Source organism: Metallosphaera yellowstonensis MK1 (assembly GCF_000243315.1).
Classification (GTDB): Archaea; Thermoproteota; Thermoprotei_A; order Sulfolobales; family Sulfolobaceae; genus Metallosphaera; species Metallosphaera yellowstonensis.
In genome coordinates this window covers 110,604-137,027 of the sequence record NZ_JH597761.1, presented here as the reverse complement: position 1 = coordinate 137,027, position 26,424 = coordinate 110,604, and the positions used below count along the sequence as shown (strand labels likewise).

Genomic DNA, 26,424 nt, shown 5'->3' with positions numbered 1-26,424 from the left:
ATCATGTAATAGAAAATATTTTCTATTGCCTATATTCCAAGAGTTTAAGATAAATATTGTATTTTGGGAGTAGTAATAATGATCTCACCTAAGTTATCAGACTTAACATTAAATTAGGCATATTGATATCCTATATTAAAAAAGACTAGAAAAGAGCGTGATATTTTCATAATCAACATTCTTTCCGCATTAGTTTTTATAAATCTTAAACAGTATGATATATCTTATTAAGGTTTCGTTGCAACAGTATTGGGAGGAATAGATTTGCTAATATTATTGCAATAGCACTATCAATCCTATATATAGATTCATGGTTTCCAAGGTTGATTAGTCATATTATAATGAGACAATAAGTTAAAACTTTTCGATCATCAATAAATAAAGCTTAAAATATATAGAAGTTTCTTATTGCGTATGGCAATAAATAATGGGAGACGGTTAATCGAAAGTGATTCTTTCGCAACTTTAATTCCTAAAATAGATAAACAAGCAGCTAGAGAGAAAGGTCCTGGAAGACCAACTTATTGGGAAATGATTTTTTGGTGGACTAGAAAACCTCTTATTTCAGCCAGAGCTTTCACAGCTGCTGCACTGTTACCTGAAGATTTTCCATTAGACGAATTTAAAAGAATGATTAGACTTCAAAATAACGGTCCAAAGACTGAAATTCCTCATAAACTTCAGCCTATAACTAACGGTAGATTTAAGGGCTTTACGCTTTTAGATCCTTTTGCAGGTTTCGGTTCAATTCCGTTAGAGGCTAAAAGATTAGGAATAGGTAAAGTTATTGCATCAGAACTTTTACCTACTGCCTACGTATTTCTAAAGGCAGTATTGGAATATCCTAAATATGGAAAGAAACTTATAGACGACGTTAAAAAATATGGGGATGAACTCCTTAAGAGCTTAGAAAACTATGTAAAAGAATTGTATGAAGACAATGGGTTTGTGGGGACATGGGAAGTTAAATGCCCCCATTGCGGTAATTACACTCCTTTGGCTAAGCAGTGGTGGCTAATGGCTATGAAAAGTAATGAAGGAGAAAACGAAGAAGGAGTTAAGTCTGGAAAGTTTAAGAGAATAGTTTTTATGAAGCCAGAAATTAATGGAGGTAACCTTAGAATAAAGGTTTTAGACCTAAATAAAGAGTTTAATAAACAAAGTATAACAGCTAAGGTAAGTAAGAATAAAATTATAGTAGATGGAAAAGATTATGACGTACCCGAGGGAAACTTTAGTGCTAAAAGTAGTAATGCCAGATGTTTGTACTGTAATAATGTATTCCCCGGTAAAGGTGATAAATGGTACATAAAAGAAGCAATAAAAGAGTGGAATAAGAATTATGAAAGATTTTTAAATGGAGAAATAAACCTAGAAGACTTACGTAATTCTAAAGCTAGACCTAAACTTCTCATAAAATTTAATGGAGAATCGAAAGACATAGCTTTTGAAGAGATTACAGAAGAAGATGAGAAAAAATTCTGGGAATCATTTGCTAGATTAAGGGAAATTGATATAAGCAAAATACCTACAGAGAATGTTGCTTCATACGGTGTTCTCAGATTTACTGCATGGGGTATAGATAAATTCTTTAAATTATTCGATGCTAGGCAGCTAGTGATTTTTAGTAGAATTATTGACGAATTAAACGAATTTAAAGAAAAGATTGGAGGAGATGAGAAATATAAAGAAGCTATAATAACATATTTAACTATAGCATTCTTAAATCATATAAGACATAATTGCTTCTTAACATCGGTTGAACCTAGCAGAAAATTTATTGCTCATGCATTGTCATTTAGAAGATTTGCGTTTACATGGAACTGGGTTGAAATATCTCCTTTAGCTAACATTATAGGTTCCTTATCTAGAAGTTTGGAACATGTAGAAGAAGGATTAGAATATTTGATACTAACTAATTCTAATTCACAAGTCGAAATTCTTAATTCTGATGTAAATGAATTAAATTTAAGCGATAAAATAGACCTTATAGTTACAGATCCGCCTTATGCAGACGATGTCCCTTACCCTGAAGTAAGTGATTTCTATTATGTATGGTTAAAAAGAGTTTTTCCATTTTCTTATAATACACAATGGGAAGAACTAGTACCAAAAGATATTGGAGTTGACGAAAAGAGAACTAAGACGTTCGATAATAGTGTTGGTACTTATGATTATTTTAGAGATAGACTAGCCAAAGCATTTAACAAGCTTAGCGAATCTTTAAACGATGATGGATTACTCATAACATTCTATAATCATACTTCTCCAGACGCGTGGATTTCTCTACTTTACGCTAGTTGGTATTCTTCAAAGTTTAGAATAACCACTACATATACGGTAACTACGGAAGACGAAACGCGAATAACGGCTCGTAATACTACAATTTCGTTAGATAAGTCGATGGCTATAGTATGGAGGAAAAGAGCAGAGGGACAGAAACTAGTTCAAGAAGTCAGGAAAGAGGCAATTTCAACTGTCTCAGATTGGATATCAACCATGTTAACTAAGGGAAAGCTTAAGCTTTCCTTAGATACTTACATAGAAATTTTAGGAAAAGTTATTAGTGTATTTACAAAATACGAGAAATTAGTAGGATTGGGAGATGAAGGAGTTAATGCTGTAAGTGATCTTATTACTAAGTATATATTTCCTACTACTACGCAGTCAATAATTGAAGGACTATCTAAAGGTGCAGGTGTGTCAATTTCTAATCCTAATTCAACGTACTACGTTTTAGTAAAACTCTTAATTCCAACTCCAAAAAGAGGAGTGAGAAAATTAGTTAGAAATTCTCTAACTTACTTGAATATTTCTGGAAACATAGACGTTAAAAGTCTACAAGATAATGGGATTATCAGTTTAGATAAAGATTCTATTGCACTTATTGAGCCAGATCAAGCTGCTAAGGATCAACTTAGTCTCATTTCGGCATTAGAGCAACTTCCAGACGTAAGAAAGGCTATTCAAGGCGACTATAACTTCTCTAACCCAGTTGAAGCATTTCATTATCTCGAATACATCTCATTAAAGAACCCGGATAAGATAAAGGAAGAGGTGAACAAGCTTAAGGAAAGGACACGTTTCGTAGATGAGGCTTTAGCTATTGCTAGAATCTTGACAAAAGTATTAGATGATTCTGATGTAGAAAAGGAACCTTCTAAGCGTTTATCTGGAGAAAAAACAAACATAGAAAAGTGGGTTCAATGAGTAATCTGATTTACGAGAATAAGGTTAGGGAAGACGTATTTAATTGGACGATCAAGTAGCTCCAGAGCTCAGTGACGTAATAGTTAAAAACGCACCATCAATTTATCTTGATTCCAGAGAATTCTTCTCTTCGACGTACATTACCGATTCTATGAAAAGTTTAGTTAGGGAAATAACGAATGCTTTGACTCAAGGTAAAGGCCTAAGTATGACGTTATATTCTTTATTCGGAGGAGGTAAAACTCATACTGTACTTTTACTATTTCATGCTTTTAATAATCCTACGGTAGCAAGGGAATTCGGTCTTGAAGTCCCTGAAAATATTAAGGTAATAGGTATTGGAAGTAAGGATAGTAGAACTGCACCTTCCCCAGAAGATCCAATAGAGGAAGACGGAATTAAGATAAAAACTTTGTGGGGATACATTGCCAAAAGATTAGGAAATACGATGTCGTAAGGAAATACGACGAAGATCTCATGTCACCGACGAAAGATAAACTAGAGGAATTATTTAAGGGAGAAAGAGTATTAATTTTAGTAGATGAGATAGCTGCTTATTTAGTAAGATTAAAGGGGTTAAGTGGTGGTAATTATTATAATCAATGTCTGTACTTCTTTGAGAATTTAGCCTCTTTGGGATCTAACTTGCCTGTAGTATTATTAGTTACAATTCCTGCAAAAATAGAGGAGAAGAGTAAAGGAGGGCGATTCAGGGCTCCTTTGCAAATTGTAATATCTCTGTTGATTTGGACTTATTCAATGGAGGAATTATTGAATATATTTGACCGTTTCACGAAGAAATAAGGACTCTGTAATATTATTACAAGAGCGAGATAACAGGTCGAGAGGTTGTAGTTGATTGCTACGGCCCGGGCGATCCGGTCCTCCAGGGGGAGTGGCACTTGCCGAACTCCCCAGGAGGGAGTTGAAGGACTCGGCCAGGTTGTTCGACCTGAGGAGGGGCCTCCCTGGGGGCGAGGAGGTAGGAGAGGAGGGGAGAGCCACGGATGGGGACGGACTCGGCGAAGGAGAGGAGGAGGTCCAGCAAGACCCTCACCCTCCTGTCCACCCTCCGTTTGAGGTAGACCGGGCAGGTCTGCCTCGCGACCTTGATCCCGGAACGGGAGATTGCCGTGTCTAGGGCCTTCACCCCGTCGGCTACGACCAGGGTGAGGTTGTACCTCCTCCACAGCCTCACCGGGAGGTCCCAGTAGCTCACGACGTCCTCTTCCCCGGTCGGGACCACGTCCAGCACGGCCCTCACACCGTGGTCAGTGAGTCCCAACGCGATTAAGAGGACCCCCCTCCTCCCTCCCCTCAACTTCACGTACTTCCCGTCCACGACCACGTACTTGAAGTCCCCCTCACCTCCAGCTCCTGGGTCCAGAGCTCGGCGTTCAACTTCCCTCCCAACACGGGCAGGAGGAGGGACCTGAGCACCGGCCTCTCCTCCCTGAGCAACTCCTCCACTCCAGTCCTCACCCTCTCCCTTCCCCTGTACATCACGGGCAACCTCACCGTGACCCACTCCAGCCCGTACACGACCCCCAGAGGGAGACCTTGAACCCCTTCAAGAACCTGTACCTGGCGTAACCCCTCCTCCTCACCTCCTTCCCCCTGGCGTACCTGGGGGAGGTCCTCCTCTCCTCCAGGGCCCTCCTCTCGATCTCAGCTATTTCATTTAATAGCGCGTCCTTCCCAAGTAACTCGGGGACGAGCGAGGTCACCACGTGATTGAATGAGTGTCTCATGGTATGACCTAGCGCTCGTCCCCTTTTCGTGTACTGATGTAGGATCAATTAAGTCACTTTCATTCTATAGAAACAAATAGAAATCGCAATGGAGCCCTGAATCGCCCCACTACTTACGCAAGTGATGAAACCTGCTTTACTCACTAGCGTTTAACTGTTTATTATAGAGTACAGTTAATTTATCTTTTTATACATCTATTCCTAAAACTGGGGCCTCTAAATTTGCCCTTATTCGGACTTCAAGCCCAACTTCCGGTTAGAGGATGGCAAGCTCCTCATCGAGCTTTAAGCCCCCTAGAGGAGTCAAAGGCCTACACTCCAGTCAGATCTGCGTAATACAGATCTGACTAATATGTTCTATATTAAGGAAGTCAGGAACTCCATGATATTACCTCATGCTCGTCCCTTATTAGTGTTACCTGAAGTGTAGGATCAATTACTCTTACAGCAGTTGTGGGATTTTTCCTTAGGTAGCGCCCTGTAATCAAGGTAAAATCTGATAACTGCTGCTCTTATCTATTTTTAGGGAAACAAATTGAAATCGCAATGGATCCGTGAATCGCCCAAACGTTAATATTAAAGTGTTTATTCTCACTGTCGAGAACCAAAGTGAATATAACGGTATACTCTTCAGTTATATCGTATCCTCACCTCTCCTATTGCATATTGTCATTAGTTTGTTACAAAAACTAACCAAAATATCTTTCGGAAAATCCTCTGTAAGGGTTTAAAAACTAAATTATTTTGATGACGAAGCTCAAAAACTATGTTAAAAGATTTTCAAGCTAGCATACTAATAAATGAATTCATTCACTATCACAGTGAATTTAGAGAATTGATATATTATGGCAGATGCTTAACAACTCGAACTACGATTTCACTGGTATCTTGAAATCCCTTATGTGAAGTACAAAAGGTAATTCCCTGACCTTCCTCAGTAGTTTCTCATCAGCTGTGTAAACTTTATCTCCTAATACCTTACCTAAAGCTACGTAAGCTGAATCGTAGATTGAAATACCGTAAGTTTGAGAAATCGTCACAATTTCATCTTGCATACTTTCGATATCGTAAAGTGTTATCTGGAAGTCAGAAAGTATTTTACTTACTTCTTTAAGTTCCTTCTCCCCCAGATTGTATGTGTACTTCAGTCCATTCAACACCTCGAAAGGTAAAATACACGGTGCTGATAAATCTTCTAGACCTTTTGCGTAAGCCTCTTTGAGCAATAAAGCTTCTTCACTGTTTTGCTCATTAGCAAACCATTTTATAACGACTGAAGCGTCAACTACTGCCAATTCTTGTCACGCCATTCCCTAATGGTCTCTTCAGATTTTTTACCCCCGTAATTAAGGAAGAACTCATAAGACCTCAATGACGCATCGTTAATCCTTTTAAGGTCCTTCTTTTTCTTTCCCTCTTCTCTCCTTTTCTTTTCCTCTTCCTCAACTACTTCCTCTATTTTTCTCCTTATTACTTCGCTCCAGTTTATGTAGCTTAGCTCATCCATTTTCCTCTTTAACTTTTCATCAATCCTTATACTTATTGTTGGCATAATTAATGATTAGTGGCGTAAATTATAAGATTTACGAATATGTAAGACATGTACAGCAGTTATGGGACTTTAACGTAACTTAAAGATTTTCATCAGCCCAGGTGGTCCGCCTAAATGACGTTCGAGGACCTGAGGAACGCCTCCACGCTCCTCAGGTTAAGCTCCCCCACCAGCTCCCTGACGACGTTGTTGACGGTGAAGATCGTGAGGTAGCCCTGAAGCCCCCCAGAATGAGGAGTGGGCCTTGACGTCCCTTTGAGGTCCTCGATCTCCGGCCAGGCAGGCCTCCTCCCCGCTGAGCGAGAGGTCGGTCGTGTAGAGGTACCTGACGTGTGTCCTGGAGTCGTGTTTCCGGAGCAACTTCACCGTGATCACTCGGCCTCCCAGGGTCAGGTCGGCGTAGTAGACTCCGGGGGTATTCCACTGGGAAGCGCCCCCGAGGGTCCCCTGGGCCGACCCTGAGTTCGGTTGGACTCGAGCCTTGACACCACGTTGTCCGTCACGAGCTTCTCGGACAGTTCTGGGGTCGAAGACGACCTTGGCTACCGGAGGCGCTCCTTGAGCACGTCCAACGTCTGGCCAAGTCGATCTTGGTCTTGAACTCTGTGACCCTCACAAATTCAACATCTTCCTCACGGCGTAGGGGAAACCGTGAACGTCCTGCCCGAGGTCCACTATCACGACCGTGAGGAGCTTGGCCCTCTCGAACCTCCCGTGGGTGTGGCAGTAGGTCCAGTAGTTCTCGGGGGCTCACGTCTACCCAGAGCGTCGTGGTCCACGGTGTCGTCCACGATGACGACCTGACCCTTCAAAGTCTGACAGGACCTCCACGCGTCGTCGAGTTCTCCCAACGCCCCATCAATTCACGTTCCAACCCGAACGTCTCGGCCGCGTTCCTCACGCTGGCCCTCCGTCAGGACCATGAGGATCAGTGCCAGTCGACCTTCCTGCTCCTCCCGTTCCCCCTCACCACTCCCAGCCTGTTGACTTCCCCGACCGGACTCTCCCTAGCCAACTCGATCAGTCATTCCGCACCTTTTCAGTAAGACGACGTCGAAAAACTTCTCAGCAATACCGACTTCCCCGTATTACCTCCCTAAGATTCCCATAACTGCTGTTTATTAAATAGAACTACTCTTCAGATTCAGTTATGTGGAGTATACTCCAAGAGTGTACTCCATAAGTTAATCGGAAGAGTTTTGGAGTATACTCCAAAAGTTTAAAAATCCAAAAAAACTCCTATTATGCGTGAACGTTGAGGAAATAAAAAGCGTTCTGAAGGAACAAAGAGAGGACGCAGTAAACTTAATGAGTAGGGCAATACCCAGAGATGTGCCTAAGGAGGAGTTGTTAGCAAACCTATCAATCCCAAACGTTTTAGCAATACTAGGAGTTAGGAGGAGCGGGAAATCTACTCTATCACTCCTATTATTAAAAGATAAAAACTTCGCTTATGTTGACTTTGATGACGAGAGGTTGAGAAATTTAAAATCCGAGGATCTGCATATTGTTGAACAAGCCATTTACGAACTTTACGGTAACGTGGATTACATCCTGTTTGACGAAATACAGAACATTCAAGGTTGGGAACCCTTCGTGAGCAGGCTGAGGAAGACTAAAAGGATAATATTAACAGGGAGTAATTCTAAGTTACTTTCCGGCGAGCTGGCCACAAGCCTAACCGGGAGGCATGTGGACTTCACGCTCTTCCCCTTTTCCTTCAAGGAGTTTCTAAGGTTTAAGGGAGTTATTTACTCCGAACCTCTCACGACGAGGGAGAGGGCCGAGATCAAGAATTACTTAAGGGAGTACATGAGCATAGGAGGTTTTCCTGAGGCGTTGCTACTGAACAGTAGGCAAATAGTAAACAGCATTTATAACGATATACTATTCAAAGACGTAGTACAGAGGCTTAAGATAAAGAGGATATCCAAGTTTAAGGAGTTTTCCTCAGCGGTAATTTCCCTTTACTCTTCTGAGGTTTCTCTAAATAGAATTGCTAGAATGCTCAGAATTGATTATAAAACTGTTGACGAGTGGTTTTACGGTCTGACTTCAAGTTACTTGATTTACTCCGTGGAAAGGTATATCGGAAAGTTGAGCAGAATTGCAGAAAACAAGAAGGTTTACGTAGTTGACATGGGTATCATTCAAGGAGTCTCTATAAAAAAGGATGTGGGGAGATTGATGGAGAATTTAGTCGCAATACATTTGCTTAGGAAAAACCAGAACAAGGGAGTGTACTTCGTTAAAGGAGAGGACTACGAAGTAGACTTTTTAGATGAGAAAAAAGGGGAGTTAATACAGGTAACTTACGATGAGGAGGGGATAAAGGAGAGGGAGTTAAGTGCTTTAACTAAAGCCTCCTCATCATTGGGTTTCAAACCTAAAATCGTAACGTGGGACGTGGAGGAAACAATGGATTATAACGGTAAGAAAATCGAGTTAGAGCCCTTGTGGAAGTTTTTATTGAGATGACACGGCCTCTTCAGTTTTCGCTTAATTGTGTCAAAGGTACTAGTACTGACTACTTATATCACAAATTTTTGTGACATCTTTTTGACTTCTTTCATATTAGGTCTATCCTTTGGGTTAGGAGATGTCATTTTTACCTAACATATTCTTACTCTCAAGAACTGTGTTGTTTACATAAGATAAACACTATATTCAAAGTATATAAAGTAAACTTTATATACACACTTTCCTATTCTTACGTTATGAGTGAAATTATTAGAGTTAGTAAAGATGTGAAGGAGAAGTTAGTTAAGATTGCTGCTGAACTGCAGTTGAATAAGGGTAAGAGAGTTAACTTAAATGATGCGGTAGAATATTTAATAACTTTTTATGAGGAGAATAAAAAATCTCAAAAGAATGTTCAATTACTGTTTTCCCTTTTAGGTTCTGCAAAAGGGATTAGAGAGGAATTAGAGAGGTCGAGAAGAGAAGATGAGGGTAGTAGTTGATACTGGAGTACTAGTTGAGGTTTTAGAAGGATCGGATTTAGGAGAAAGCTACCTCACGATCTTCACCGTCACAACGTCGTCAAGGAGCTGGTGGGGGAGCTGAACCTGAGGAGCGTGGAGGCGTTCCTGAGGTTCTCGAGCGTCGTTCAAACTGATCGCCGGGGCTGATGAAAATCTTTAAGTTACGTTAAAGTCGTTAAAGTCCCGTAACTGCTGTCTTAATTAAGTCCCGATATCCAGGGAAAGTCCCCTTGATTAAGGTCCTGAGTTCCCTCAGCTGAGGCCAGCAGGGAACTCTGCGTCTAGAGGACTTGTCCTGACTGCAAGACCTTCCTCAAGTGATGGAACTCGTGACCTGAGCTCAACAGGTCTCTTAGTATCTGTACCCCCTGCTCCTTGAACTCCCTCGTGACCTCTCCGCCTATCTGAAATTCCTCTCCGGAACACCTGGACCTGAGCCATTGGTCCCTCAGGTCCCCCATCCTCCTTACTAACTCCTTTATCTCCTCCGAGTCCATCTCTAGGCTCTCCACGAGTATCCTCGTCCTCCTCAGCCTCTTCCTGAGGGAGTGGAATTCTTCCTCCGCGAGGACGGACCTGTACTCCCTGACCAGGCTCTCCATCACCAGTAGTCTCGAGCCCAGTAACCTAGGGAATGGCATCACGTGATCCCTCATGACTTCAACACTATAGAGCAACCTGTCCCTGTCCCCAGGGCAGCCAGACACATCCACGTCCCTGACCTTGCCCAGAGTGCGAGCTATCCTGGAGGCCCTGTCCAGGGACTCCCAGTCTCCGTGAAGTCGGTAGAGTGCCCTCCCCACCACAACGTACTTCCTTATCTCCACCCTGGCGTCGTGAACTTCCTCCTCGCTCCTCCCCGTGAGCCTGCGGAACTCCATGAGGTGGGTGTTGGCGTACTCCTCAGGCCTCACCTAGGTCTCCCCCCACCAGTGAGTTGATCTCCTCCTGTACCACCTTGAAGTCCCTCCCGGTGTCCACGGTGACTCCTCCCTTGTCCGAGGCGAGGGACCTCATGTTATTCAGATACCTCTCCAGGTATTGCCTGAACCCCTGGTACAGATCTCCGTTCACACAGAGGTCGACTCCCGAGCTCAAGGGGTCAAGTACTCCCTTCTTCCTTATGATCCTCTTCATTATTTCCTCTGGCGGGGCGATTAGGGCTAGGGTCAGTTCAGGCCTCGGCAGTGCCCTCAACACCCCCTCCATCCAGTTCCTCTCCAGTCCCCTGGTCAGGCCCCACGCCATCAGGGTCAGAACGTACCCGTCGGCTAACGCAACGAACCCAGACTCCACGGCCGGTTTGACCAGGTTCTCGACTTGGTCCGCCAGGTCGGTCACGTAGGCTAGGAACAGGGTCCTCCTCTGAAACACCACGTCCCTCTTCTTCCTGGCTATGGCCTCGCCCAGTAACTTGGACATACCCAACCCGAAGGTTATAACTCCGTAGCCCTGTTCCTCTAGGTAAGTCCTTATCCCCTCGGCGTGTAGTGTTCTCCCCGAGCCCTCTACGCCCTCCACCGCGACTATCTTACCCACCAAGTAACTCACCTACCCTCCTCCTTATCTCGATCTGTACCTCCCTGGGTGTCCTCTCTCCGTCCAGTACCACGAACCCCTCCTCCGTGGCTAACCTATCGTATACCTCCAGGAGTAGACCTTGATACTTGAGGAAGCCCTCCTCCGGGTCCAGCCCTGGGAACACGTCCGCCCCTGCCTCCGCTGGTTTGACCGTCTTCCTCCCAGCCTTGAGCCTGGCCAGTGCAACCTGGGGGGTGACCCTTATGAAGAAGGTGATCGTGGGCCTCACGGCGAAGGAGTACAGTTCCTTCACCCACTTCAGGTCCACACCCCTGACCGTATCCCTGGCGTAAGCCGTGTATATGTACCTGTCTGACACCACGTGGAAACCCGAGGAGATCATGGGGTGTATGAACCTCTCGTACCTGTCCGCGAAGTCTGTTGCGTGTATTAAGCTGAAGGTGAGCGGGGTCAGGGCGTTCTTCTTCTTGGCCTCCTTGATGACCTCGTGGATCCACTCCGAGGAGTTCCACTCGGTCAGGTAGGCGTCACCCCTCATGGATAGCCAGTCCCTCAGGAGCCTGGCCTGGCTCGACTTGCCTGAACCATCTATCCCCTCGAAGGCTATGAGCATCAGTGACCACCCAGCGGGTTCTCCTGAATCAACTTCCTCACTACCTCCCCGGTCTCCCTTAGTCTCCCCTTGTCCATGTCCACTCCCAACCTCCTGAGTTCTTCTCCCTTCACCTTGCCCGACGCCGCCCTACATATGCCGGCCACGAGTCCTATCTCCACCTGGGTGAACCCGGGGAAGAGTACCTCCTGTAGGATGTCGAAGCACTCCCTGAAGGGATTCCTCCTCCCGGTCCACATGATCACCTGGGACAGGAGGGAGGCGTAACCTGCCCAGGTAGACCCGGTCCTCTTCTCTCCCTCCAGCTTCACGTCCCAGGGAGGCTCCACGTTGAACCCCCTGGTGAAGGCGTCGACCCAGGAGTCCCTCATCTCCTCCGTAGAGTTCATCTCCTTACTCATGAGTTTCCCCTCCCTCATTCCCATTTCAGAGATGAAGATGTACTGTGGGTTGGTCATGTTCACTAGCTCCTCCACCACCAGGGAGGCTGCCGGGATGGTCACGGCCCTCTCCTTCCCCATCCCCGGGAGTTTGGCCAACTCCTCAGGAGGGAGGGACCAGAACCTCTTGACCATCTTGTTCACCTCACCCACGGCCAGCTTAAAACCGTGAACGTGGTTGAAGGACAGACCTCTCATCTTCATGGCGTACCTTCCCATTGACCTTACGTTCCCCCCTGAGCCCACGAGGACGGGGGGAAACCTGGAGGGGAGGGAGTAGAGGTAGTTCCTTATCTCCCTCCTGATCTCTCCCTGGTCCCTGAAGGCCTTGGAGAGCCTAAGACCTCCCAGGGGGAAGTGAAAGACCTTCTCCAACTCCCTGTTGCTGACGTAGACCACCTCGAGGGACCCCCCGCCCAACTCGAAAACCAACGCCTCGGAGATGGGTAGGGAGTTCACCGCACTGAGTGCCGCCAACCTCCCCTCGTCCTCCCCCGAGATGATCTTCACCTCCCTCCCCAGTGCCCTGGAGAGCTCCTGGGCTACCTCCTCCCCGTTACTGGCGTACCTGAAGGCACTCGTCCCCACTGGGATGACCTCGTCCACTCCCCTCCTCCTCAGAACCTCCCTGAACTCCCCCATCACTGAGACGGCCAGCTTCACCTTCTCGTCCCTTATGGGCTTGCCCTCGTCCACTCCCTCCCCCAACCTCACGAACCTCTTTATGCTCCCCAGGAGCCTGAAGGTGTTGGGAGAGAACCTCTGATATAGAGATAGCCTGACGGAGTTGTAGCCTAGGTCAACCACGGCAGTGAAGGGCATTCAGATCAGCTTCAGCACCTTCTGGTTGAGCAACAACTCCAGGCTTGTCCTGTTCTCCAGGGGGTCGTGCTCCACCACCACCACTCCTCCCTTCTTTACGTCCACTTCCGATCCCGTTAGAGCCTTCACGAGGGCTGAGAGGGAGGGCATGTGACCCACGACCAGGGCGACTCCCTGGTGTTCCTTGAGCTTGGCCACCAGGGGAGAAGGGTCGGAGTTGGGGAGCAACTCATCCAGGGTCTCCACCTTGAGTTCCTCCAGCCCCATCTCGTCCAGGATGGTCTCAGCTGATTGGACGGCCCTGAGCATCGGACTGGAGAGGACTACGTCAGGCTCCAGGCCCATCTCCTCCAGGAAGGAGGCCACCCTCCTCATCTGCTTCTGGCCCTTCTTCACGAGGGCCCTCTTATCGTCCTCTACTCCGGGGGCCTCGGGCTCGGCCTCGCCGTGTCTCACGATCACTATTGTTGTCATGAGGGTGAGATTGAAGGGGAGCATAAAAGCTTGATCGTTACCGTGCCCCGTGGGCGCGTTCATCGCTTATCCTGACTCCGCTGAGTTCCCGTAGCTCAGGTTGGTTGAGACCGTTGAGGAACCTCGGGCAAATTTGAAGTGATCCATAAAGTAGTGTTACAAAAGTTAAATAGCCTCAACTCCCTCCTAAGCACGTGAACGACAGATACATCCACCCGATAATCCTGAACAACCCGATACGCTCGCTGGTGAATCCCAGGGGAAAGGTAGTGTCCAGGTTCTCCCAGTTCGTACAACAGGGAGGGAGGATCATGGATCTCGGGTCCGGGCCCGGATACTTCGTCCCAGCACTGTCCAAACTCAAGGGGGATGGGGTTCTACTGATCACCGACCCCGACATCAGGGCCCTGGAGAGGATGAAGGGGAGGGATGAGGACCTTTTGGTCTTCCAATCCTCGGCCTCCTTCCTCCCCCTTAGGGACGGGAGCCTGGACTTCGTGTTCTCCAACCTGGTTCTGTGCTGTCTCCTGGACCATGAGGGGGCAGTCCGGGAGTTGAGGAGGGTTCTTCGCAAAGGAGGAAAGGCGTACTTGTCGGTGACGAGGTTCAAGGGCAGGGATCCACGGGGACTCTCGAGGGAGGAGTGGGAGAGAGTGCTGTCCAACTTTAAGGTATTGAGGCGCGGAGAGTCCCTGAACGAGAGGTGGGCTGTCGTCCAGGTGGAGTGACCTCTGGGTAGTTTCGGGCCCACACCATGTAAGCCTAATCCTGGAGGAGGTGTGGGAAGGTTTTGTTACTTCCACAAATAATTCTTAATAACTGCTAACTTTGAATGTTGTGAAAGAGCAGATCAACTTAACACAATCTCCTTTACTCCCTTATCCATCCATCCTTAACGCGTTTCAATCCTCTAATTCTCTCTAATACTTTCCTCCTCTTTTCCTCATAAATATTCAGCTTATCGCATAATAATTTACCTTCATAAAAGGCATCTATTATCACTGTATTAAATTCCTCTATCTCTTTATCAACCTTTTCTTTTTTATAAAAGTGGAGTTGTATTGCATCAGTGGGAGGAAATTTCGGAAGATCTTTCCCTATGACTAAAAGGTCGTAATCACTGTATATTTTGAAATCTCCTCTTGCCCTGGAACCGAATAATATCACAGTGAAATTTTTACTGCATAGGAAATTAACATAGTCCTTGAACTGTTCTTCCTCTTCCTTGTAAATCTGTAAAAGGTCAGAGAATAGATAGTATTTCTTCCATGCATCTGACACACTTCTCACCCTCACTCCTTCCTAATTCAATAATTTCTTCCTCTGGATACCTAGAGCCTAAGTATATAAAAGATAAGTAATCTGCACAATCCAATATTTTATCACTCAAATTAATTTTCTTAACCTTCTCCACCTCCTTTAACAATCTCTTTATAGAATGAGTGTAAATAATAGCGCCTGAGGCCTCTACTAAAATTCCTTTCAATTTCAGCTCTACGGCCATCTCGGAGTGAAAGCAAGCTTCAGGATAATAGCCCTTCTCCAGCAGAAGATATGCGACTTCCTTATCCTTGTCACTCTTCTCAAACCATTTTGCCATATTTAAAGATAGAATCATAGATAAAAAGTTCTATGCTCAAATGATATGACTTGAATGAAAGTATGAACAGCAAGTTTCGTTACTGGGCGATTCAGGGCTCCTTTGCCATTTCTATTTGTTTCTATAGAATGAAAGTGACTTAATTCATCCTACATTAGTACATGAAAAGGGGACGAGCGCTAGGCCATACCATGAGGTGTACAATCACGTGGTGACCGCGCTCCTCCTTGAGGTAGTTGGGGAGGACGCGCCATTAAATGAATGAGATGGAGAGGAGGGTCCTGGAGGAGGAGAGGACCTCCCCCAGGTACGCCAGGTACAGGTTCCTGAGGGGGTTCAGGTTATCCCTCGGGGGGGGGGGGATCGTCCCGCCGGGAGGCAAGATAGCCTCCTATGTGAAAAGGGATGAGGATAAACGAGTATACCCATGAGGCCTTGACCCCTAACCGTGAACCCCGCAACGTGAAGCAGGACTCAACGAGTTGAAGCGAGCCGAGAAGTTCACACCTTGAGTTTCAGGTAGCCGAAAGAGGTCATGATCCTCAGCACGGCCGAGGTCAAGAGGAGGTACTCCACTCCCCTCTCCAGTCCCAGTATGGGTTCTACCCCCATGAATATGGCGCTCGATATCAAGGATCCTACCACTGCCCCTAGTCCCTGTACCAAGGAGTAGACGCCCAAACTCATCTTCACGTCCTCCTTGGTGGAGGAGTCGTAGAGGTAGCTGACGTAGGCTGTGGAGCCCAGGAGCGACGTGAGGCCGGCCACTGGCTCGACAGCATATATCACGAAAATGTTAGGTGCGAGGGCGTAGGCCAGCGGAAAGGTGGCCAACAATATCCTTCCCAGGAACATGGAGAACCTCCTGTTCCTGTCCACGAGTCTCCCCACCCTGTTCCTTAGGAATAGCGTCGAGATTCCCCCTATCACGCTTATCACTGCGACGTTGAAGTAGGTCATGTGGAATATGTAGACCTGGGCCATGGGGAAGAGGGGCCAGGCGAAGGACCAGACCACGGTGAACAGGAAGGAGATGAGGAAGAACCTCAGTAACTTCCTCGAAACCCTGGGTCTCCTGGCTGGATCTTCAACGTCCACGTCCGTCCTCTGCCCAAGGAAGGCACAGGAGAGGGTTATCGCCCCAGTCAGGGCGAAGGGTATCCTTATTAACGAGGTGGAACTCCCCACGAATATTCCCGCCAGCAACGTGGACACCAGTTGACCGAGGGTGGAGTAGACCGTGTATTGGGACAACGTCACTCCTCTGGCAGTCGCACTCAACCTTTCCATGATCAGGTTCCATCCCATCAGCGAGATGCCCAGTCCTAGCTCAGCGGTGAAGTAAGTTAAGGTGTACAGGGGTCCTTGGAAAGGTATGAGGGCTAGGACTATCCAGGACACCCCGGAGACAAAGTTACCGTTTGTCCCTACACTTTCATTTCAATCATTTTATGTTCATTCATGATCGAGTGTAGGGACTTAGCCCTCAACCACCTACTTGCGGTAGGTGGGTCATGGGACTCCTTCGAGCCCAACGGCACGGGGCTCACATCTCTGCAATCACTCCCACCCTTTTGGGCATAGCCCACATCGGTGTGAGAGATCATTATTTATCAACGAAAATTCGTTATAAACAGATATAAAAAGATTTCTATTAACGGTGCTTTGTGGGTCACTTCAATTTATTTCATAAGCGTGATATAATACACTGAGAATTTTTCAGTAATTAATATTTATTTCAACGTTATTCGCAAGCTCACATCCTAACACCCGGAGCTCTACCGACTACAGAATTAGCCATGTACATCATCCACGCGTAGGCCCAGAACTTGAGCTTAGCCTCAACCACTTGCCCTAGAAAACTTGTAGCCCCAACAGATTCACCAAAGGTGCGCTTCACGGCAGAGAACAGGGACTCAACCAACCACCTAACACCGTAACCCCTCTCCTCCCTCCAACGATCGTAACCCAACTCCTTGAACTCCCTCACAGCCTAGCGGGATGACCGCGTCTAGTGGAGGCGTTCTCCCCAGGTGGGACGACCTCAACCCCAGTATTGTAAACCTCGTTGGCGTCGTAAGCCTTATCCCCGTAAAACTTCCTGACCTTCTTCCCCTGTCTTGTAAGTCCTTAGTCTTGACTGCAGTCTCGACCTCGTCGCTAGTCACCTCAGCGTCTATCACGTTGAGCTCGTCCTTATCCATTACTATCTCTATCTTGAGGAATTTTGAGTCCCTAGTTTTACCCCACTTTGCAACGACGTATTGTCCTCCCCTTGTTGTGCTCATCCCCGTCGCGTCTGCTACTTCTAGCTCGTCGTTTGCCTCCGGGAACGTTATGTCCATGTTCCTCACCCTTTCCCATATTGTCGAGTAGTCTAGGCTTGTCGGGACGATCTTCAGTCCCTCCAGTGCTCTCAATACCCCTTCCATTGCCCTGTAGGGTAGGAACAAGTGCAGGAACGCTAGGAACTCGTTGAACTCCTTTGGCGCCTTGTAGGTTTTCTTGGCATCCCTATTCTCCTCTGCTAGTAATTCCCACCAGTGTTGGAAGACGTAGAAGGGGAACATTAGCTCGTATCTCGTTATGACGTTCTCGTCGTACTTGTGCCAATCCCTCTTGTACTCACTCTTTCCCATGGGTAATACTCGATATATTATTTATAAATTTTTGTATAATTCTGAAGTGGCCCACAAAGCATATTAACGGGAAAAAGGATTCAGCCCACAGCAGTAGGGACTTAGCCCTGGTGCGGAGCAGTGCGGAGATGAACTGGGCCAGGGCAGTGAAGAAAGTTGAGGCAGAGCTTATGAGACCCAGGTACTCACCGAGGATCCCAGAGGAGACTGCGGTGAAGGAGATGAAGGGCTGACTCAAGTTGTTGGCTATCCCCTTGAGGATCGTGTAGGTTCGTAGTTCCTTGGCCATGCGTGTAAGGGAAGAGGGAGAAAATAAATAATTAGCTAGCCACCCCAACATCACATGGAGCCCTCTACGGGTTATGGAGCTCTCCACAAACTTCTTGCTAGACGCAGTGAAAGTGAAGGATCTCTCCAGGGTCAAGGAGACGTGTGACTCGCCTTCTCCCCACTGGGGTCTCCTCAGGTCCTCAAGGTGTACGTGAGAAGCTTACACTCCCCGGGCCTCCTCTGTCCCAGGGGACTCCAGCTGATCCCCCTCGGGTCTCTCCCCAACACCAACACCGTGGTCAGTCCCTTCTCCAGGTCCAGGGGGAACTCCACGTCCAGATTTCTCCCCAACTCCCATCTCGTCGGCCTGATGGTCTCTATGCCCTGGTAGATTCCTTGAGGAGAAACTCCCGCCACGACCTCCCCCAGTGTATAATACCTCCTGGAGACGTTTCCGGGATGGGGCTCGTCCCTCAGGACCAACACGTGGGTGGGGGACATCACCCTGACCTTGCCCCTCATCTTGAAGACGTTGCCCTGTAACCTGGGGGTCAACACCCAGTCAACCCAGGCTGAGATCATGGTGACCACCACGAATATCCTCCTGGAGTCCCAGGCCACGGATATATCGGAGTAATTGAAGCAGGGGTCCAGGAGGGAGTCCCTGTGTCCCCAGTTGCTCTCCTCATCCTCATACAGCATCCTGTAGAGGATCCTCTTAGCCTCTCTCATGACCTGTACTCCGTCCCTCAGGACGGGTCTCCCGTAGAAGGTCATGCCTATGGACTCCTCCCCTCCGTAATAGTTGGAGGTCTTGGTGAAGTAGTATCCTGGATGAACCCCTTCCAAATCGTAGTGGCTGAACAGGTTGTGGTCGAGCATGTATCGGGCCCTCAAGTTCGAGGTGCCGGAGTTGGCGTAATTCACGGAGGGTATCCCGTTCTCCTTCCTGAGCGAGTTCAGGTAATCCACGAGGGCTTTCGGCAGGGACAAGCCAGCTTACCGCCTTCTCTAGGCCCGGTTCAAGGTCCCGTCTCCTCGAGACTGCGAAGTGACGGGAGGGGGAGAGACCCATCGCGTTTTTGGGTTTCACCCGGCTCTCGTGGAAGTGAGCTAGACGACACTTCACTTCCTCTCCGAGATCTCCCTGGAGATCTTCTCATCTATGACCTTACCTAACCTGGCGGCCCTCCTGCTGGCCGCCTCGATTGTCTCCATCATGGCGGACTTGACCAACCTCCTCTCCATGACCTTTAGCCCCGCTATGGTTGTCCCTGCTGGAGTGGTCACGTTGTCCCTGAGCTCCAACGGATGCCCCCTGTGGGCCCTCAGGTTAGCTATCGTCCCCTCCAACATGTCCAACACAGCAGAATAGGCGAGCTCCCTGGACATCCCGGAGGCGACAGCCCCTAACACCAGTCCGTCCACTAGCTCGGATACAAAGGCCGGCCCGCTGCCTACCAGGGCAGTCCAGACGTCCATGAGTTCCTCCTGTACCCAATAGGTCACTCCCACGGTCCTGAAGAGGGAGTCGACCTCCCCCCTCCTCTCCCCCTCACCGGTGAGGGCGGTGGCAGACTTCCCCACGGTGGAGTTGACGTTGGGCATTGCCCTGAACACCTCCGCCCCCCTCATGATCCTCCTGAGGGTCTCCAGCCTCACCCCGGCCATGACCGAGACCACTGTCCTCCCGATCCAGAGGTCGCTGCTCACTGAGCTCACCATCTCGGGGAAGTGTTGTGGCTTGACGCTCACAACTACCAGCTCCGAGCTCGCTATGGCCTCCTCGTTGTTCCTCGTGGCCTCTGCCCCCAGGGACTTGACCCTCTCCAGGGTTCTCTCGCTCCTACCCGTCCCAATCACCCTGTGACCTGAGGACAGGGCTGCCCTCACCAGGGCGGTCCCGATGGTTCCACTCCCTAGCACCGCTATCCTCATGGGCTCCTCCTCCCTCTTTGGGGAAATAACCGTTTCGGTCCCCTTGTCGTCCCTGGTATTACGTGCAGTGACCCCTTTAAGTGTTACAGTATAACAAAGTTACATGGTCTCTGAGGGCGAAGTGATGGAGGCCCTAAACAGGGCCTACAGGGGCAAACCTGTAACTCTTGGAACTCTGAGGAGGGAACTCAAGGTTGAGGGAGACGAGATCAGGACTGTGCTAAGGGAGCTGGAGGAGAGAGGTCTCATCAGGGTCGAGAGGAACGGAAGGACCTCCGGTTACGTGCCCCAGCCCAAGATCACCGTGGAGGGCCTCTACAAGGAACTTTTGGAGGTCAGGGAGGAGATGAGGAAGGTCTGGGAGGTGGTCAGGGGGAGGAGCTTTGAACCCAAGAAGTTCGATGAGGTCTACTCCAAGGTCAAGGACAGTTTGGGTTACGCGAGGCTCTCTGACATAAGGGTGGAGATGGGGCTCAGCAGGGAAGAGTTCTACTCCAAACTGGAGGAACATCTGGAGGGGAAGTACGACCTCATTGCAGGGGGGGAGGAAGGACTGGTGAGGAAGGGCTCCATGTACGGTATAGTGAAGAGGAGGGGTAAGTCTTGATCTGTGAGATCCCTAAGGTGGCCGTGACCACCTGGTCCTCCAGGGAGGTAAAGCTGGCCGGCCCGACCTACAGGAAGTATCTGGAGAAGGCGAGGGAGTCCCTCTCCAGGAGGGAGGTGAGCGCCATCATAGGTCAACCCGGGATGGGAAAGACCACCATCCTGAGGAGACTGGCCCTGGAGTTGGGAGACTCAGCGATCTTCCTGGACCTCGCGGGAAAGAACGGTTTAGAGGAGGAGTTCTGGGCCAAGGTGGAGCCGGAAAAGGTGAGGTCAATAGTTTTCCCGAGGCTGGAGAGGGGAAGGTATGGGTACGGTTTCCTCAAGAGGTTGATGGGCGTCAGTTTCAGGGAACACATGGAGAGGAACTGCCATAAGTTCCAGGACGTTAGGGCCAGGCTATTCTGCATGAACTACTCCAAGGACTTCGACGGGATGTTAAAGTTCCTAAGTGACGCGAGGGAGGAGCTGGGGATCTCCCTCCTGGTCGACGAGGTGAGGGAGAACCACGTACCCCAGATTCACAGGTTGATCAACTCAGGCGTGGGAGTCCCGGTCGTCATGGCGATCCCCACGGAGGTCTACAGCAGGGTCACGGACCTGGCCATCAGGAGGAGGTTGGACGAGAGCAGGATAACGTTGGACAGTGCCCTCACGGAGGAGGACATAAGGGAGATAGTGGAGACCTACTGTTCCCCCCTCAGGGAGGAGCTTTTCCCCGTGGTTCTGGAGCTCTGGAACGGGAGGGAACTGAACACCGTGAGCTCGATCCTGCAGTTCATAAGGAGCGAGGTGGAGAGGGCAGAGGCAAACTGCAATGGGGACTTGAGTTGCGTGAAGGAGGAGTTCCTCAAATCTCACACGCTGAAGGACCCAGAGGAGGACTCCAGGAAATTGGAGAAGTTGGTGAGGGACGAGCTCAACGCCATGTCCCACGACCTGGGGATAAGTTATGTACACCCCAGGGGTAAGAGAGTTGAGGTCGACGGGAAGTACGCCGTGGTGGGACTGTTCTTTCTGAGGGACGATGTGGCACACGTGGGATTGGTGAAGCTCAAGAACGATGGTTCCAGGGAGGATCAGGACCTGGAGGTCCTCTCTAAGGTCGAGAAGGTGGAACACGAGAAGAGGGAGTACCCTGTGGGAGGGAGGTTACTTGTGACCAACTCCCCAAGCCTTGACTCCCCACGTGTGACGAAGCTGTTGCTCAGTACCATGGAGGTCACCAGGATACTTCAGGGGGACTTGGACCTGTTGAGGGAGAGGATGAGGTCGATGCTGGAATTGAGGAAGTCGGAGGGAAGGGAACAGGCGATAGCTTAAATTTGCTGAATAGTTCTCAATGTTTTGAAAAACTTTATTTACATATTCATTCTCCGTGGTAGTGGGTACCCCTGTTCCTAATCAGGGATGAGACCCTTAGATTAATGAGTAGCTCAGCGGAAGTCAAGGTTTATGAAGCGGAGAGGCCGGGGCGAAACTGTTCAGTTGAGGTTTAACCCTTCACTCGATATTCGCCGGGAATCGACCGGGAGATTATCGAGGATATGGAATCCTAATCGACTTTATGGGGAGGTTCGACTGGGCGTTGAGATCACCAAGTTTCCTTGAGGTTCAAGACACGGTCCCGAGTTAATCTGGGCCTCATCGTAGTGGTGTAAATTGAGGTGCATGAAGCGATTCAAAGCTTAACCCTTGACAGAGGGGGACCATCCCTCCCAAGTCTCAGGGATGTGAGGTCCTCTACCAACTTCATATTTATAAGTGCCTAGCCCTTCAATCCTAAATGTATCTATCAACAGGTGATCCAGTTGATAAGAGTGACCACTACCTCAACCGAAGCTGAGATCCAGGAGAGAGGCGCGTACCTGACCCACTTCAGGTTTAAGGGCAAGGACATCGTCCTCCCAGGAGCCGAGAGACAGACTAGGGGAGGCATGGCCTTACTTATCCCTTTCGCCAACAGGGTGAGGGGAGGGGCTTACCAATGGGACGGAAAGACTGTAACGCTTCTACGTAACTACTCGTTATTTTTAATCACTTCTAAATATCGTTTTGACAAGTAATGTTTATATAGTATCACCGAAGTAGTTTTTATTGATGATCCCCCTAACTGATGACGGGCACTGCTCACGAGGTTTGGGGAGTGATAAAAGTGTGGATGGGAGGGTAGTGGTGTTTCCCTCGACTAGCCCCAATGAGTTAAGGGTGACCGTGTATGATCCCTTAAGAGGGGTGCCCGTGGTGGAATTAGAAGTAATTAAAAAGGAAAAGTTACGCCACGGGTAAACACCTACGAGTTACCCAGGAACAAGGAGGGAAACGCCATACACGGACTGGTCATGGAAAAGGAGTGGACTGTGGGCTGAATCCTTTCTCACGTTAATAGAAATCTTTTTATATCTGTTTATAACAAATTTTTGTTGATAAATAATGATCTCTCACACCGATGTGGACTATGTCCAAAAGGGTGGGAGTGATTGCAGAGATGTGAGCCCCGTGCCGTTGGGCTCAAAGGAGTCCCATGACCCACCTACCGTAAGTAGGTGGTTGAGGGCTAAGTCCCTACACTCGATCATGAATGAACATAAAATGATTGAAATGAGAGTGTAGGGACAAACGGAGAGTCGATCCCGAGAGAGCCGAGTTATCCCTGCTCCTGGAGCACGAGGGTTACCCTGTCCCCCTCCTCATTAGGGTAGAATACTCCCTGGATCCGCAATCCCTGACGTGGAGGGCCTCAGTGAGGAACGAGGGAGAGAGGAGGGCTCCCCTGGTGGTCGGGACCCATCCCTACTTTCTTGTCAGGGGGAACTGGTCCCTGAGCCCGAACGTAGGGAAGAGATGTATCACGAGGGAGAAGATCCCCACGGGGGAGACTGAGGACTTCGTCATACTTAACGGAGAGTACGACGACTGTTTCTTCCTCCCAGGAGAGCTCACCCTATCCTCCTCATACTCCACCCTCAGGATAGAGAGGGAGAACATGGACTTCCTGCAACTCTTCACTGGGGTTCCCGGTGCCCTTGCGATAGAGCCCATGTCTGGTGCACCCGACGCATATCACAACGGGCTCGGTCTCAAGGTCTTAAACCCAGGGGAGGAGGTCAGGTTCTGGTTCAAGGTGACGGTGTTGCGGTTGACAGATTGACAGCAGTTATTGGAATTCGCCTAGATTGCAGGGCGGTAATCAAGGGAAAATCCCATAACTGCTGAGCTTGATCATTCCCTCAGGCACTCCTGAAACGCTTCTCTCCACGCAGTCATCCTCAAACACTTCTGGATCACACACTCCTCGTCTACGGGGGCTCCTCTCGGTAGTCTCTCCCTCATCTCCTTGATACATTCCTCTCTCCTCTGACTCTCCTCCTCCAGTTCGGCTAGGAGCTCGTCCAAGTCCTTCACCGAGTCCAACGTGGCCAACCTCTCCCTCAACTTCTTAGATCTGGCGTAAAACCTCCTGGTGAGTATGGGCCTCTGGATCGGAGGAGTGTAGGTGAACTCCTCATAGAGGAGGTCGTCTGCCTCCTTCCCAGGGATGAGGTAACCCATGGAGACGAAATCCTTGAACACCTTGATGAAGTGAACTCCACCGGGAGTGAAGGAGTAGGTCTCAGTCCCCATGTCCCCGGAGCGTAGGGAGACCTTTCCGTCCTCGAACCTGAAGGACCTGATCCAACCCATCAGCTCTCATTTATTATGCGTAACTGAAGCTTAAACGTCCTTCTGAGGGTCTCAAGGATCTCGTCCCGTACCGGTCGTGATGGCTGTACCGGTTCGTCGTGTCCGTCCCACGTGGCCCCAGAGTTGAGGCAGATCACTGGTCCCAAGATCGAGGTTGTTAGCCTGAACGCTGATGACTCGGTCGAATGACCTGTGGAAGGGAATTCGTTTAGACTAGCCTTTAACTCCCTGAGGGTATAAGCTTTCCCTCATACCCGTTCCTCTCCCGTATAATTTAACGCTTTTATGAACAGAGACCCCAGAAGCTTCATGGTCTGGAAGAGAACCATAAGTTCCAAGACCCTGGAGAGGGCGATGTACGCATCAGTTAAGGTGGAGGACAAGGTGATCCTGATAGCCAAGGTAGGGGACAAGTTTTACGGCATAGATGCGGTCTGCTCCCACGCCAAGTGCATCCTGGGAATCCTGGACCAGGACTCCCTGACCGTCAAGTGTAAATGTCACGATGCGGTCTTCGACCTCAGGACCGGGAACATGCTGGAGCCCCCTTACGTCGCCAAGGACGCTCCCAAGGAGAAGCTGGGGCTCAAGACCTACCAGGTCAGGGACAACAACGGTTGGATCGAGGTTGACGTGTAACTCTGGAAAATAAAGAGAAAAAGGAAAGAGTTTTTTTTCCCCGAATGCGACTTCTAATCATGGAAGACTACTTTTACTTGCTCGAGGCGTGTGTGAGGTGCTACAACGCCTGTAAGGAGGACTTCGAGAGTACCGTGAGAATGATAAGTGAGGCCAGAGGGCTGGACCCGGAGTTCACCAAGAGGGTCCTCCTCTCTCTCAAGGAGAGGTACGGAAGCACTGAAAGGTACAGGAGGTTGAGGGCTCAACTGCCGGAGGAGTTTCCGCTATGATCTGTCCGGCCTGCTTGAACGAAGTGGGAGACTACGACTCCACGGCCTCACACATGGTCCGTGAGGCCTACAGGAGTGACGTGATACACGTCATGTGGCTCAACAGGAACATCTCAAAAAAGAGAATGGAAGTGGAGGAAGTTAGGGTCAGGCTTGAGGAGTTCTTCAGGGGAGAGCCCAAGGAGTGGATCATGAGGAGGTTCGTGGAGAGGTTCTTCGGGGATCCTCCCCACCCCTTCGTGGAGGCGATGCAGAGGCCCACCAGGGAGGTATTGCTCGGTTACGTTTTGGAACACCAACACTTCTTGAGACAATGGGTGATCTCCCTCTCCACGGTCATCTCCAGAACTAAAGTGGAGGAGATAAGACGTATGGAGGCCGAGAACATAACTGAAGAATACGTGGGTTGTGAGGGGAGGCCACCTCACCTGGAACTCCTGATCAGGATGGGGGTAGCCCTAGGGATGAGGAGGGAGGACATAGTGAACACTCCACCCCTCAAGAGGACCAGGGACGCTTTAGCTGAACTGGATAGACTCTCCAGGACGTTATCGCCCGAGGCCGTGAGCGGGGCCATGCACAGCCTGGAGCTCATAGCCCACAGGGGAGTGAGGGATTACGGGGCCAAATACACTTACTTCGACCCATCCATCTTGAAGTCCGGATATCCCAGGGAGGTGGTGGAGTTCTTGAGGGAGGGGTACGATGAGGACGTGAAACACTCGGAGTATGCATTGGAGTTGGCCAGTGAACACGCTGATCCCCACGAATTGAAAGTCGGAGCGCTCAAGGCCTGGGAGGCCTTCGATTCCTACCTCCTGGCCAGGTTGGAGAGGGCGAGGTCTCTTGGCTGAAGGATGTGCCCTCTGTGGTTCCACTTGGGGCAACCATTGGGAGGAAGTAATGGGAAAGAGGACGTTCTTCTGCTGTGAACACTGTGCTAGGGGTTACAAGAACGTGATCCAAGAGGTGTTGAGGAGGACTGGGTGGGACAGGTTAGACTCCCTGGAGTTGGAGGGGAACTATAGGGGGAGGAAGGGAGTGGCCAGGAACGGAGATAAAAGTTACGTGTTCTCCTTCAGGCTAGGCAGTGAGGCTGAGATTACGGAGTTCAGGGAGGAGGACAGTAAAAGCTGAGGGTGAGCTCCTGCCCTCCTTAGGTCTCAATAACCTCTCCACAAAATCAGTTTAAATAAAAGAATATAAAAAGATTTCTATTAATGTTGCTTTGTGGGTTGCTTCAGAATTGTACAAAAAGTTATAGATTATTCCGTTAAGTATTACCCATGGGAAAGAGCAAGTACAAGAGGGATTGGCACAAGTATGACGAGAACGTGGTGACCAGGTACGAGCTCATGTTCCCGTTCCACGTGTTCGAGCACCGGTGA

At 49.0% G+C, this 26,424-nt stretch carries 31 protein-coding genes and 7 pseudogenes; 19 read left to right on the top strand and 19 right to left on the bottom strand.

Features of this window, described 5'->3' with window-relative positions; translation table 11 throughout:
- Nucleotides 1-414: 414 nt before the first annotated feature.
- Nucleotides 415-3,210 carry a DUF1156 domain-containing protein gene (locus METMK1DRAFT_RS01495; RefSeq protein ID WP_009070049.1) on the top strand — a complete coding sequence of 932 codons (2,796 nt, stop codon included), beginning with the start codon at nt 415-417 and terminating at the stop codon, nt 3,208-3,210.
- 151 nt (nt 3,211-3,361) lie between these two features.
- A pseudogene (locus tag METMK1DRAFT_RS19825) lies at nt 3,362-3,837 on the top strand (DUF499 domain-containing protein); the annotation flags it as partial.
- 141 nt (nt 3,838-3,978) lie between these two features.
- On the opposite strand, the pseudogene METMK1DRAFT_RS15930 reads toward METMK1DRAFT_RS19825, so the two are convergent.
- The 5 genes and pseudogenes from METMK1DRAFT_RS15930 to METMK1DRAFT_RS19380 all read right to left on the bottom strand — a co-directional run bounded on the left by METMK1DRAFT_RS15930 (nt 3,979) and on the right by METMK1DRAFT_RS19380 (nt 7,325).
- Nucleotides 3,979-4,961, bottom strand: a pseudogene (locus METMK1DRAFT_RS15930) (transposase).
- A gap of 869 nt (nt 4,962-5,830) precedes the next feature.
- Complete coding sequence (locus tag METMK1DRAFT_RS01480) at nt 5,831-6,256, bottom strand: type II toxin-antitoxin system VapC family toxin (protein ID WP_009070039.1); 426 nt, start codon at nt 6,254-6,256, stop codon at nt 5,831-5,833.
- Nucleotides 6,247-6,513: a hypothetical protein gene (locus tag METMK1DRAFT_RS01475; protein ID WP_009070037.1), complete on the bottom strand. Its 267-nt coding sequence runs from the start codon at nt 6,511-6,513 to the stop codon at nt 6,247-6,249. Before METMK1DRAFT_RS01475 ends, METMK1DRAFT_RS01480 begins: the two co-directional genes overlap by 10 nt.
- Nucleotides 6,514-6,669: 156 nt before the next feature.
- Nucleotides 6,670-6,888: a hypothetical protein gene (locus tag METMK1DRAFT_RS17070; RefSeq protein WP_155812245.1), complete on the bottom strand. Its 219-nt coding sequence runs from the start codon at nt 6,886-6,888 to the stop codon at nt 6,670-6,672.
- Between the two features lie 302 nt (nt 6,889-7,190).
- Entirely contained in the window at nt 7,191-7,325 is a 135-nt protein-coding gene (locus METMK1DRAFT_RS19380) for a hypothetical protein (protein ID WP_281034067.1), read from the bottom strand.
- A gap of 436 nt (nt 7,326-7,761) precedes the next feature.
- Between METMK1DRAFT_RS19380 and METMK1DRAFT_RS01470 the strand changes: the two genes are divergently transcribed.
- From METMK1DRAFT_RS01470 to METMK1DRAFT_RS19820, 3 genes and pseudogenes are all read left to right on the top strand, one after another.
- On the top strand, nt 7,762-8,991 hold the full coding sequence (locus METMK1DRAFT_RS01470; protein WP_009070033.1) for an ATP-binding protein: 1,230 nt from the start codon (nt 7,762-7,764) through the stop codon (nt 8,989-8,991).
- A gap of 239 nt (nt 8,992-9,230) precedes the next feature.
- A complete protein-coding gene (locus METMK1DRAFT_RS01465; RefSeq protein ID WP_009070031.1) occupies nt 9,231-9,476 on the top strand; it encodes a hypothetical protein in 246 nt (81 codons plus the stop codon).
- 72 nt (nt 9,477-9,548) lie between these two features.
- Nucleotides 9,549-9,667, top strand: a pseudogene (locus METMK1DRAFT_RS19820) (IS701 family transposase); the annotation flags it as partial.
- A 111-nt stretch (nt 9,668-9,778) separates the two neighbouring features.
- Here METMK1DRAFT_RS19820 and METMK1DRAFT_RS01460 read toward each other — a convergent pair.
- From METMK1DRAFT_RS01460 to sixA, 5 genes are read right to left on the bottom strand one after another with little or no spacing between them, the layout of a single operon-like run.
- Nucleotides 9,779-10,411, bottom strand: coding sequence for a CHAD domain-containing protein (locus tag METMK1DRAFT_RS01460; RefSeq protein ID WP_009070027.1), 633 nt, complete (start codon nt 10,409-10,411; stop codon nt 9,779-9,781).
- Nucleotides 10,401-11,039, bottom strand: a complete 639-nt coding sequence (locus METMK1DRAFT_RS01455; protein ID WP_009070025.1) for a dTMP kinase — start codon at nt 11,037-11,039, stop codon at nt 10,401-10,403. The genes METMK1DRAFT_RS01460 and METMK1DRAFT_RS01455 overlap by 11 nt, the downstream gene beginning before the upstream one ends.
- Nucleotides 11,029-11,652, bottom strand: coding sequence for a dTMP kinase (tmk, locus tag METMK1DRAFT_RS01450; RefSeq protein WP_009070023.1), 624 nt, complete (start codon nt 11,650-11,652; stop codon nt 11,029-11,031). The genes METMK1DRAFT_RS01455 and tmk overlap by 11 nt, the downstream gene beginning before the upstream one ends.
- Entirely contained in the window at nt 11,652-12,914 is a 1,263-nt protein-coding gene (locus METMK1DRAFT_RS01445; RefSeq protein WP_009070022.1) for a Ppx/GppA phosphatase family protein, read from the bottom strand. Before METMK1DRAFT_RS01445 ends, tmk begins: the two co-directional genes overlap by 1 nt.
- Nucleotides 12,915-13,388, bottom strand: a complete 474-nt coding sequence (sixA, locus tag METMK1DRAFT_RS01440) for a phosphohistidine phosphatase SixA (protein ID WP_048087324.1) — start codon at nt 13,386-13,388, stop codon at nt 12,915-12,917.
- A gap of 194 nt (nt 13,389-13,582) precedes the next feature.
- On the opposite strand from sixA, the gene METMK1DRAFT_RS01435 reads away from it, so the two are divergent.
- Entirely contained in the window at nt 13,583-14,116 is a 534-nt protein-coding gene (locus tag METMK1DRAFT_RS01435; RefSeq protein ID WP_009070019.1) for a class I SAM-dependent methyltransferase, read from the top strand.
- A gap of 142 nt (nt 14,117-14,258) precedes the next feature.
- On the opposite strand, the gene METMK1DRAFT_RS01430 is transcribed toward METMK1DRAFT_RS01435, so the two are convergent.
- Both METMK1DRAFT_RS01430 and METMK1DRAFT_RS01425 read right to left on the bottom strand, forming a co-directional pair.
- The gene (locus METMK1DRAFT_RS01430; RefSeq protein WP_009070017.1) at nt 14,259-14,669 is read right to left on the bottom strand and encodes a nucleotidyltransferase domain-containing protein; all 411 of its coding nucleotides are present in this window, start codon (nt 14,667-14,669) and stop codon (nt 14,259-14,261) included.
- Nucleotides 14,632-14,988: a HEPN domain-containing protein gene (locus tag METMK1DRAFT_RS01425; protein ID WP_009069301.1), complete on the bottom strand. Its 357-nt coding sequence runs from the start codon at nt 14,986-14,988 to the stop codon at nt 14,632-14,634. The genes METMK1DRAFT_RS01430 and METMK1DRAFT_RS01425 overlap by 38 nt, the downstream gene beginning before the upstream one ends.
- A gap of 196 nt (nt 14,989-15,184) precedes the next feature.
- Between METMK1DRAFT_RS01425 and METMK1DRAFT_RS18670 the strand changes: the two are divergent.
- Nucleotides 15,185-15,356: pseudogene (locus METMK1DRAFT_RS18670) on the top strand (IS256 family transposase); the annotation flags it as partial.
- Nucleotides 15,357-15,489: 133 nt separating this feature from the next.
- On the opposite strand, the gene METMK1DRAFT_RS01420 reads toward METMK1DRAFT_RS18670, so the two are convergent.
- The 4 genes and pseudogenes from METMK1DRAFT_RS01420 to METMK1DRAFT_RS01400 all read right to left on the bottom strand — a co-directional run bounded on the left by METMK1DRAFT_RS01420 (nt 15,490) and on the right by METMK1DRAFT_RS01400 (nt 17,916).
- Nucleotides 15,490-16,389, bottom strand: coding sequence for an MFS transporter (locus tag METMK1DRAFT_RS01420; RefSeq protein ID WP_009070012.1), 900 nt, complete (start codon nt 16,387-16,389; stop codon nt 15,490-15,492).
- A 26-nt stretch (nt 16,390-16,415) separates the two neighbouring features.
- On the bottom strand, nt 16,416-16,595 hold the full coding sequence (locus METMK1DRAFT_RS01415; protein WP_009070010.1) for a hypothetical protein: 180 nt from the start codon (nt 16,593-16,595) through the stop codon (nt 16,416-16,418).
- Nucleotides 16,596-16,744: 149 nt separating this feature from the next.
- Nucleotides 16,745-17,627 (bottom strand): annotated as a pseudogene (locus METMK1DRAFT_RS01405) (transposase).
- The gene (locus METMK1DRAFT_RS01400) at nt 17,614-17,916 is read right to left on the bottom strand and encodes a hypothetical protein (RefSeq protein ID WP_009070004.1); all 303 of its coding nucleotides are present in this window, start codon (nt 17,914-17,916) and stop codon (nt 17,614-17,616) included. The pseudogene METMK1DRAFT_RS01405 and the gene METMK1DRAFT_RS01400 overlap by 14 nt, the downstream one beginning before the upstream one ends.
- A 73-nt stretch (nt 17,917-17,989) precedes the next feature.
- Here METMK1DRAFT_RS01400 and METMK1DRAFT_RS19375 point away from each other — a divergent pair, with 73 nt between their 5' ends.
- Entirely contained in the window at nt 17,990-18,112 is a 123-nt protein-coding gene (locus METMK1DRAFT_RS19375) for a hypothetical protein (protein ID WP_281034066.1), read from the top strand.
- On the opposite strand, the gene METMK1DRAFT_RS01395 is transcribed toward METMK1DRAFT_RS19375, so the two are convergent.
- Both METMK1DRAFT_RS01395 and proC read right to left on the bottom strand, forming a co-directional pair.
- On the bottom strand, nt 18,090-18,890 hold the full coding sequence (locus METMK1DRAFT_RS01395; RefSeq protein WP_009070002.1) for a CAP domain-containing protein: 801 nt from the start codon (nt 18,888-18,890) through the stop codon (nt 18,090-18,092). The genes METMK1DRAFT_RS19375 and METMK1DRAFT_RS01395 overlap by 23 nt on opposite strands.
- Nucleotides 18,891-19,022: 132 nt before the next feature.
- A complete protein-coding gene (proC, locus tag METMK1DRAFT_RS01390; RefSeq protein WP_009070000.1) occupies nt 19,023-19,835 on the bottom strand; it encodes a pyrroline-5-carboxylate reductase in 813 nt (270 codons plus the stop codon).
- 103 nt (nt 19,836-19,938) lie between these two features.
- On the opposite strand from proC, the gene METMK1DRAFT_RS01385 reads away from it, so the two are divergent.
- The 6 genes and pseudogenes from METMK1DRAFT_RS01385 to METMK1DRAFT_RS01360 all read left to right on the top strand — a co-directional run.
- The gene (locus METMK1DRAFT_RS01385) at nt 19,939-20,442 is read left to right on the top strand and encodes a helix-turn-helix transcriptional regulator (protein ID WP_009069998.1); all 504 of its coding nucleotides are present in this window, start codon (nt 19,939-19,941) and stop codon (nt 20,440-20,442) included.
- Entirely contained in the window at nt 20,439-21,764 is a 1,326-nt protein-coding gene (locus METMK1DRAFT_RS01380) for a DEAD/DEAH box helicase family protein (protein ID WP_009069996.1), read from the top strand. The genes METMK1DRAFT_RS01385 and METMK1DRAFT_RS01380 overlap by 4 nt, the downstream gene beginning before the upstream one ends.
- A gap of 497 nt (nt 21,765-22,261) precedes the next feature.
- The gene (locus METMK1DRAFT_RS01375) at nt 22,262-22,507 is read left to right on the top strand and encodes an aldose epimerase family protein (protein WP_245544582.1); all 246 of its coding nucleotides are present in this window, start codon (nt 22,262-22,264) and stop codon (nt 22,505-22,507) included.
- Nucleotides 22,508-22,541: 34 nt separating this feature from the next.
- Nucleotides 22,542-22,730, top strand: a complete 189-nt coding sequence (locus METMK1DRAFT_RS01370) for a hypothetical protein (RefSeq protein WP_009069992.1) — start codon at nt 22,542-22,544, stop codon at nt 22,728-22,730.
- A gap of 144 nt (nt 22,731-22,874) precedes the next feature.
- Nucleotides 22,875-23,054 (top strand): hypothetical protein, encoded by a 180-nt coding sequence (locus METMK1DRAFT_RS01365; protein WP_009069990.1) that lies wholly within the window; start codon nt 22,875-22,877, stop codon nt 23,052-23,054.
- Between the two features lie 37 nt (nt 23,055-23,091).
- Nucleotides 23,092-23,592, top strand: a pseudogene (locus METMK1DRAFT_RS01360) (aldose 1-epimerase); the annotation flags it as partial.
- 71 nt (nt 23,593-23,663) lie between these two features.
- Here the strand turns inward: METMK1DRAFT_RS01360 and METMK1DRAFT_RS01355 are convergent.
- A complete protein-coding gene (locus METMK1DRAFT_RS01355; protein ID WP_009069986.1) occupies nt 23,664-24,125 on the bottom strand; it encodes a hypothetical protein in 462 nt (153 codons plus the stop codon).
- 309 nt (nt 24,126-24,434) lie between these two features.
- On the opposite strand from METMK1DRAFT_RS01355, the gene sdx reads away from it, so the two are divergent.
- The 5 genes and pseudogenes from sdx to METMK1DRAFT_RS17050 all read left to right on the top strand — a co-directional run.
- On the top strand, nt 24,435-24,764 hold the full coding sequence (sdx, locus tag METMK1DRAFT_RS01350) for a sulredoxin (RefSeq protein WP_009069984.1): 330 nt from the start codon (nt 24,435-24,437) through the stop codon (nt 24,762-24,764).
- A gap of 59 nt (nt 24,765-24,823) precedes the next feature.
- On the top strand, nt 24,824-25,036 hold the full coding sequence (locus tag METMK1DRAFT_RS01345; RefSeq protein ID WP_048087321.1) for a hypothetical protein: 213 nt from the start codon (nt 24,824-24,826) through the stop codon (nt 25,034-25,036).
- Nucleotides 25,033-25,890, top strand: coding sequence for a thiaminase II/PqqC family protein (locus tag METMK1DRAFT_RS01340; RefSeq protein ID WP_009069979.1), 858 nt, complete (start codon nt 25,033-25,035; stop codon nt 25,888-25,890). The genes METMK1DRAFT_RS01345 and METMK1DRAFT_RS01340 overlap by 4 nt, the downstream gene beginning before the upstream one ends.
- Entirely contained in the window at nt 25,883-26,173 is a 291-nt protein-coding gene (locus METMK1DRAFT_RS01335) for a TA0938 family protein (RefSeq protein WP_048087319.1), read from the top strand. The genes METMK1DRAFT_RS01340 and METMK1DRAFT_RS01335 overlap by 8 nt, the downstream gene beginning before the upstream one ends.
- Nucleotides 26,174-26,322: 149 nt before the next feature.
- Nucleotides 26,323-26,418 (top strand): annotated as a pseudogene (locus METMK1DRAFT_RS17050) (IS5/IS1182 family transposase); the annotation flags it as partial.
- Nucleotides 26,419-26,424 lie beyond the last annotated feature (6 nt).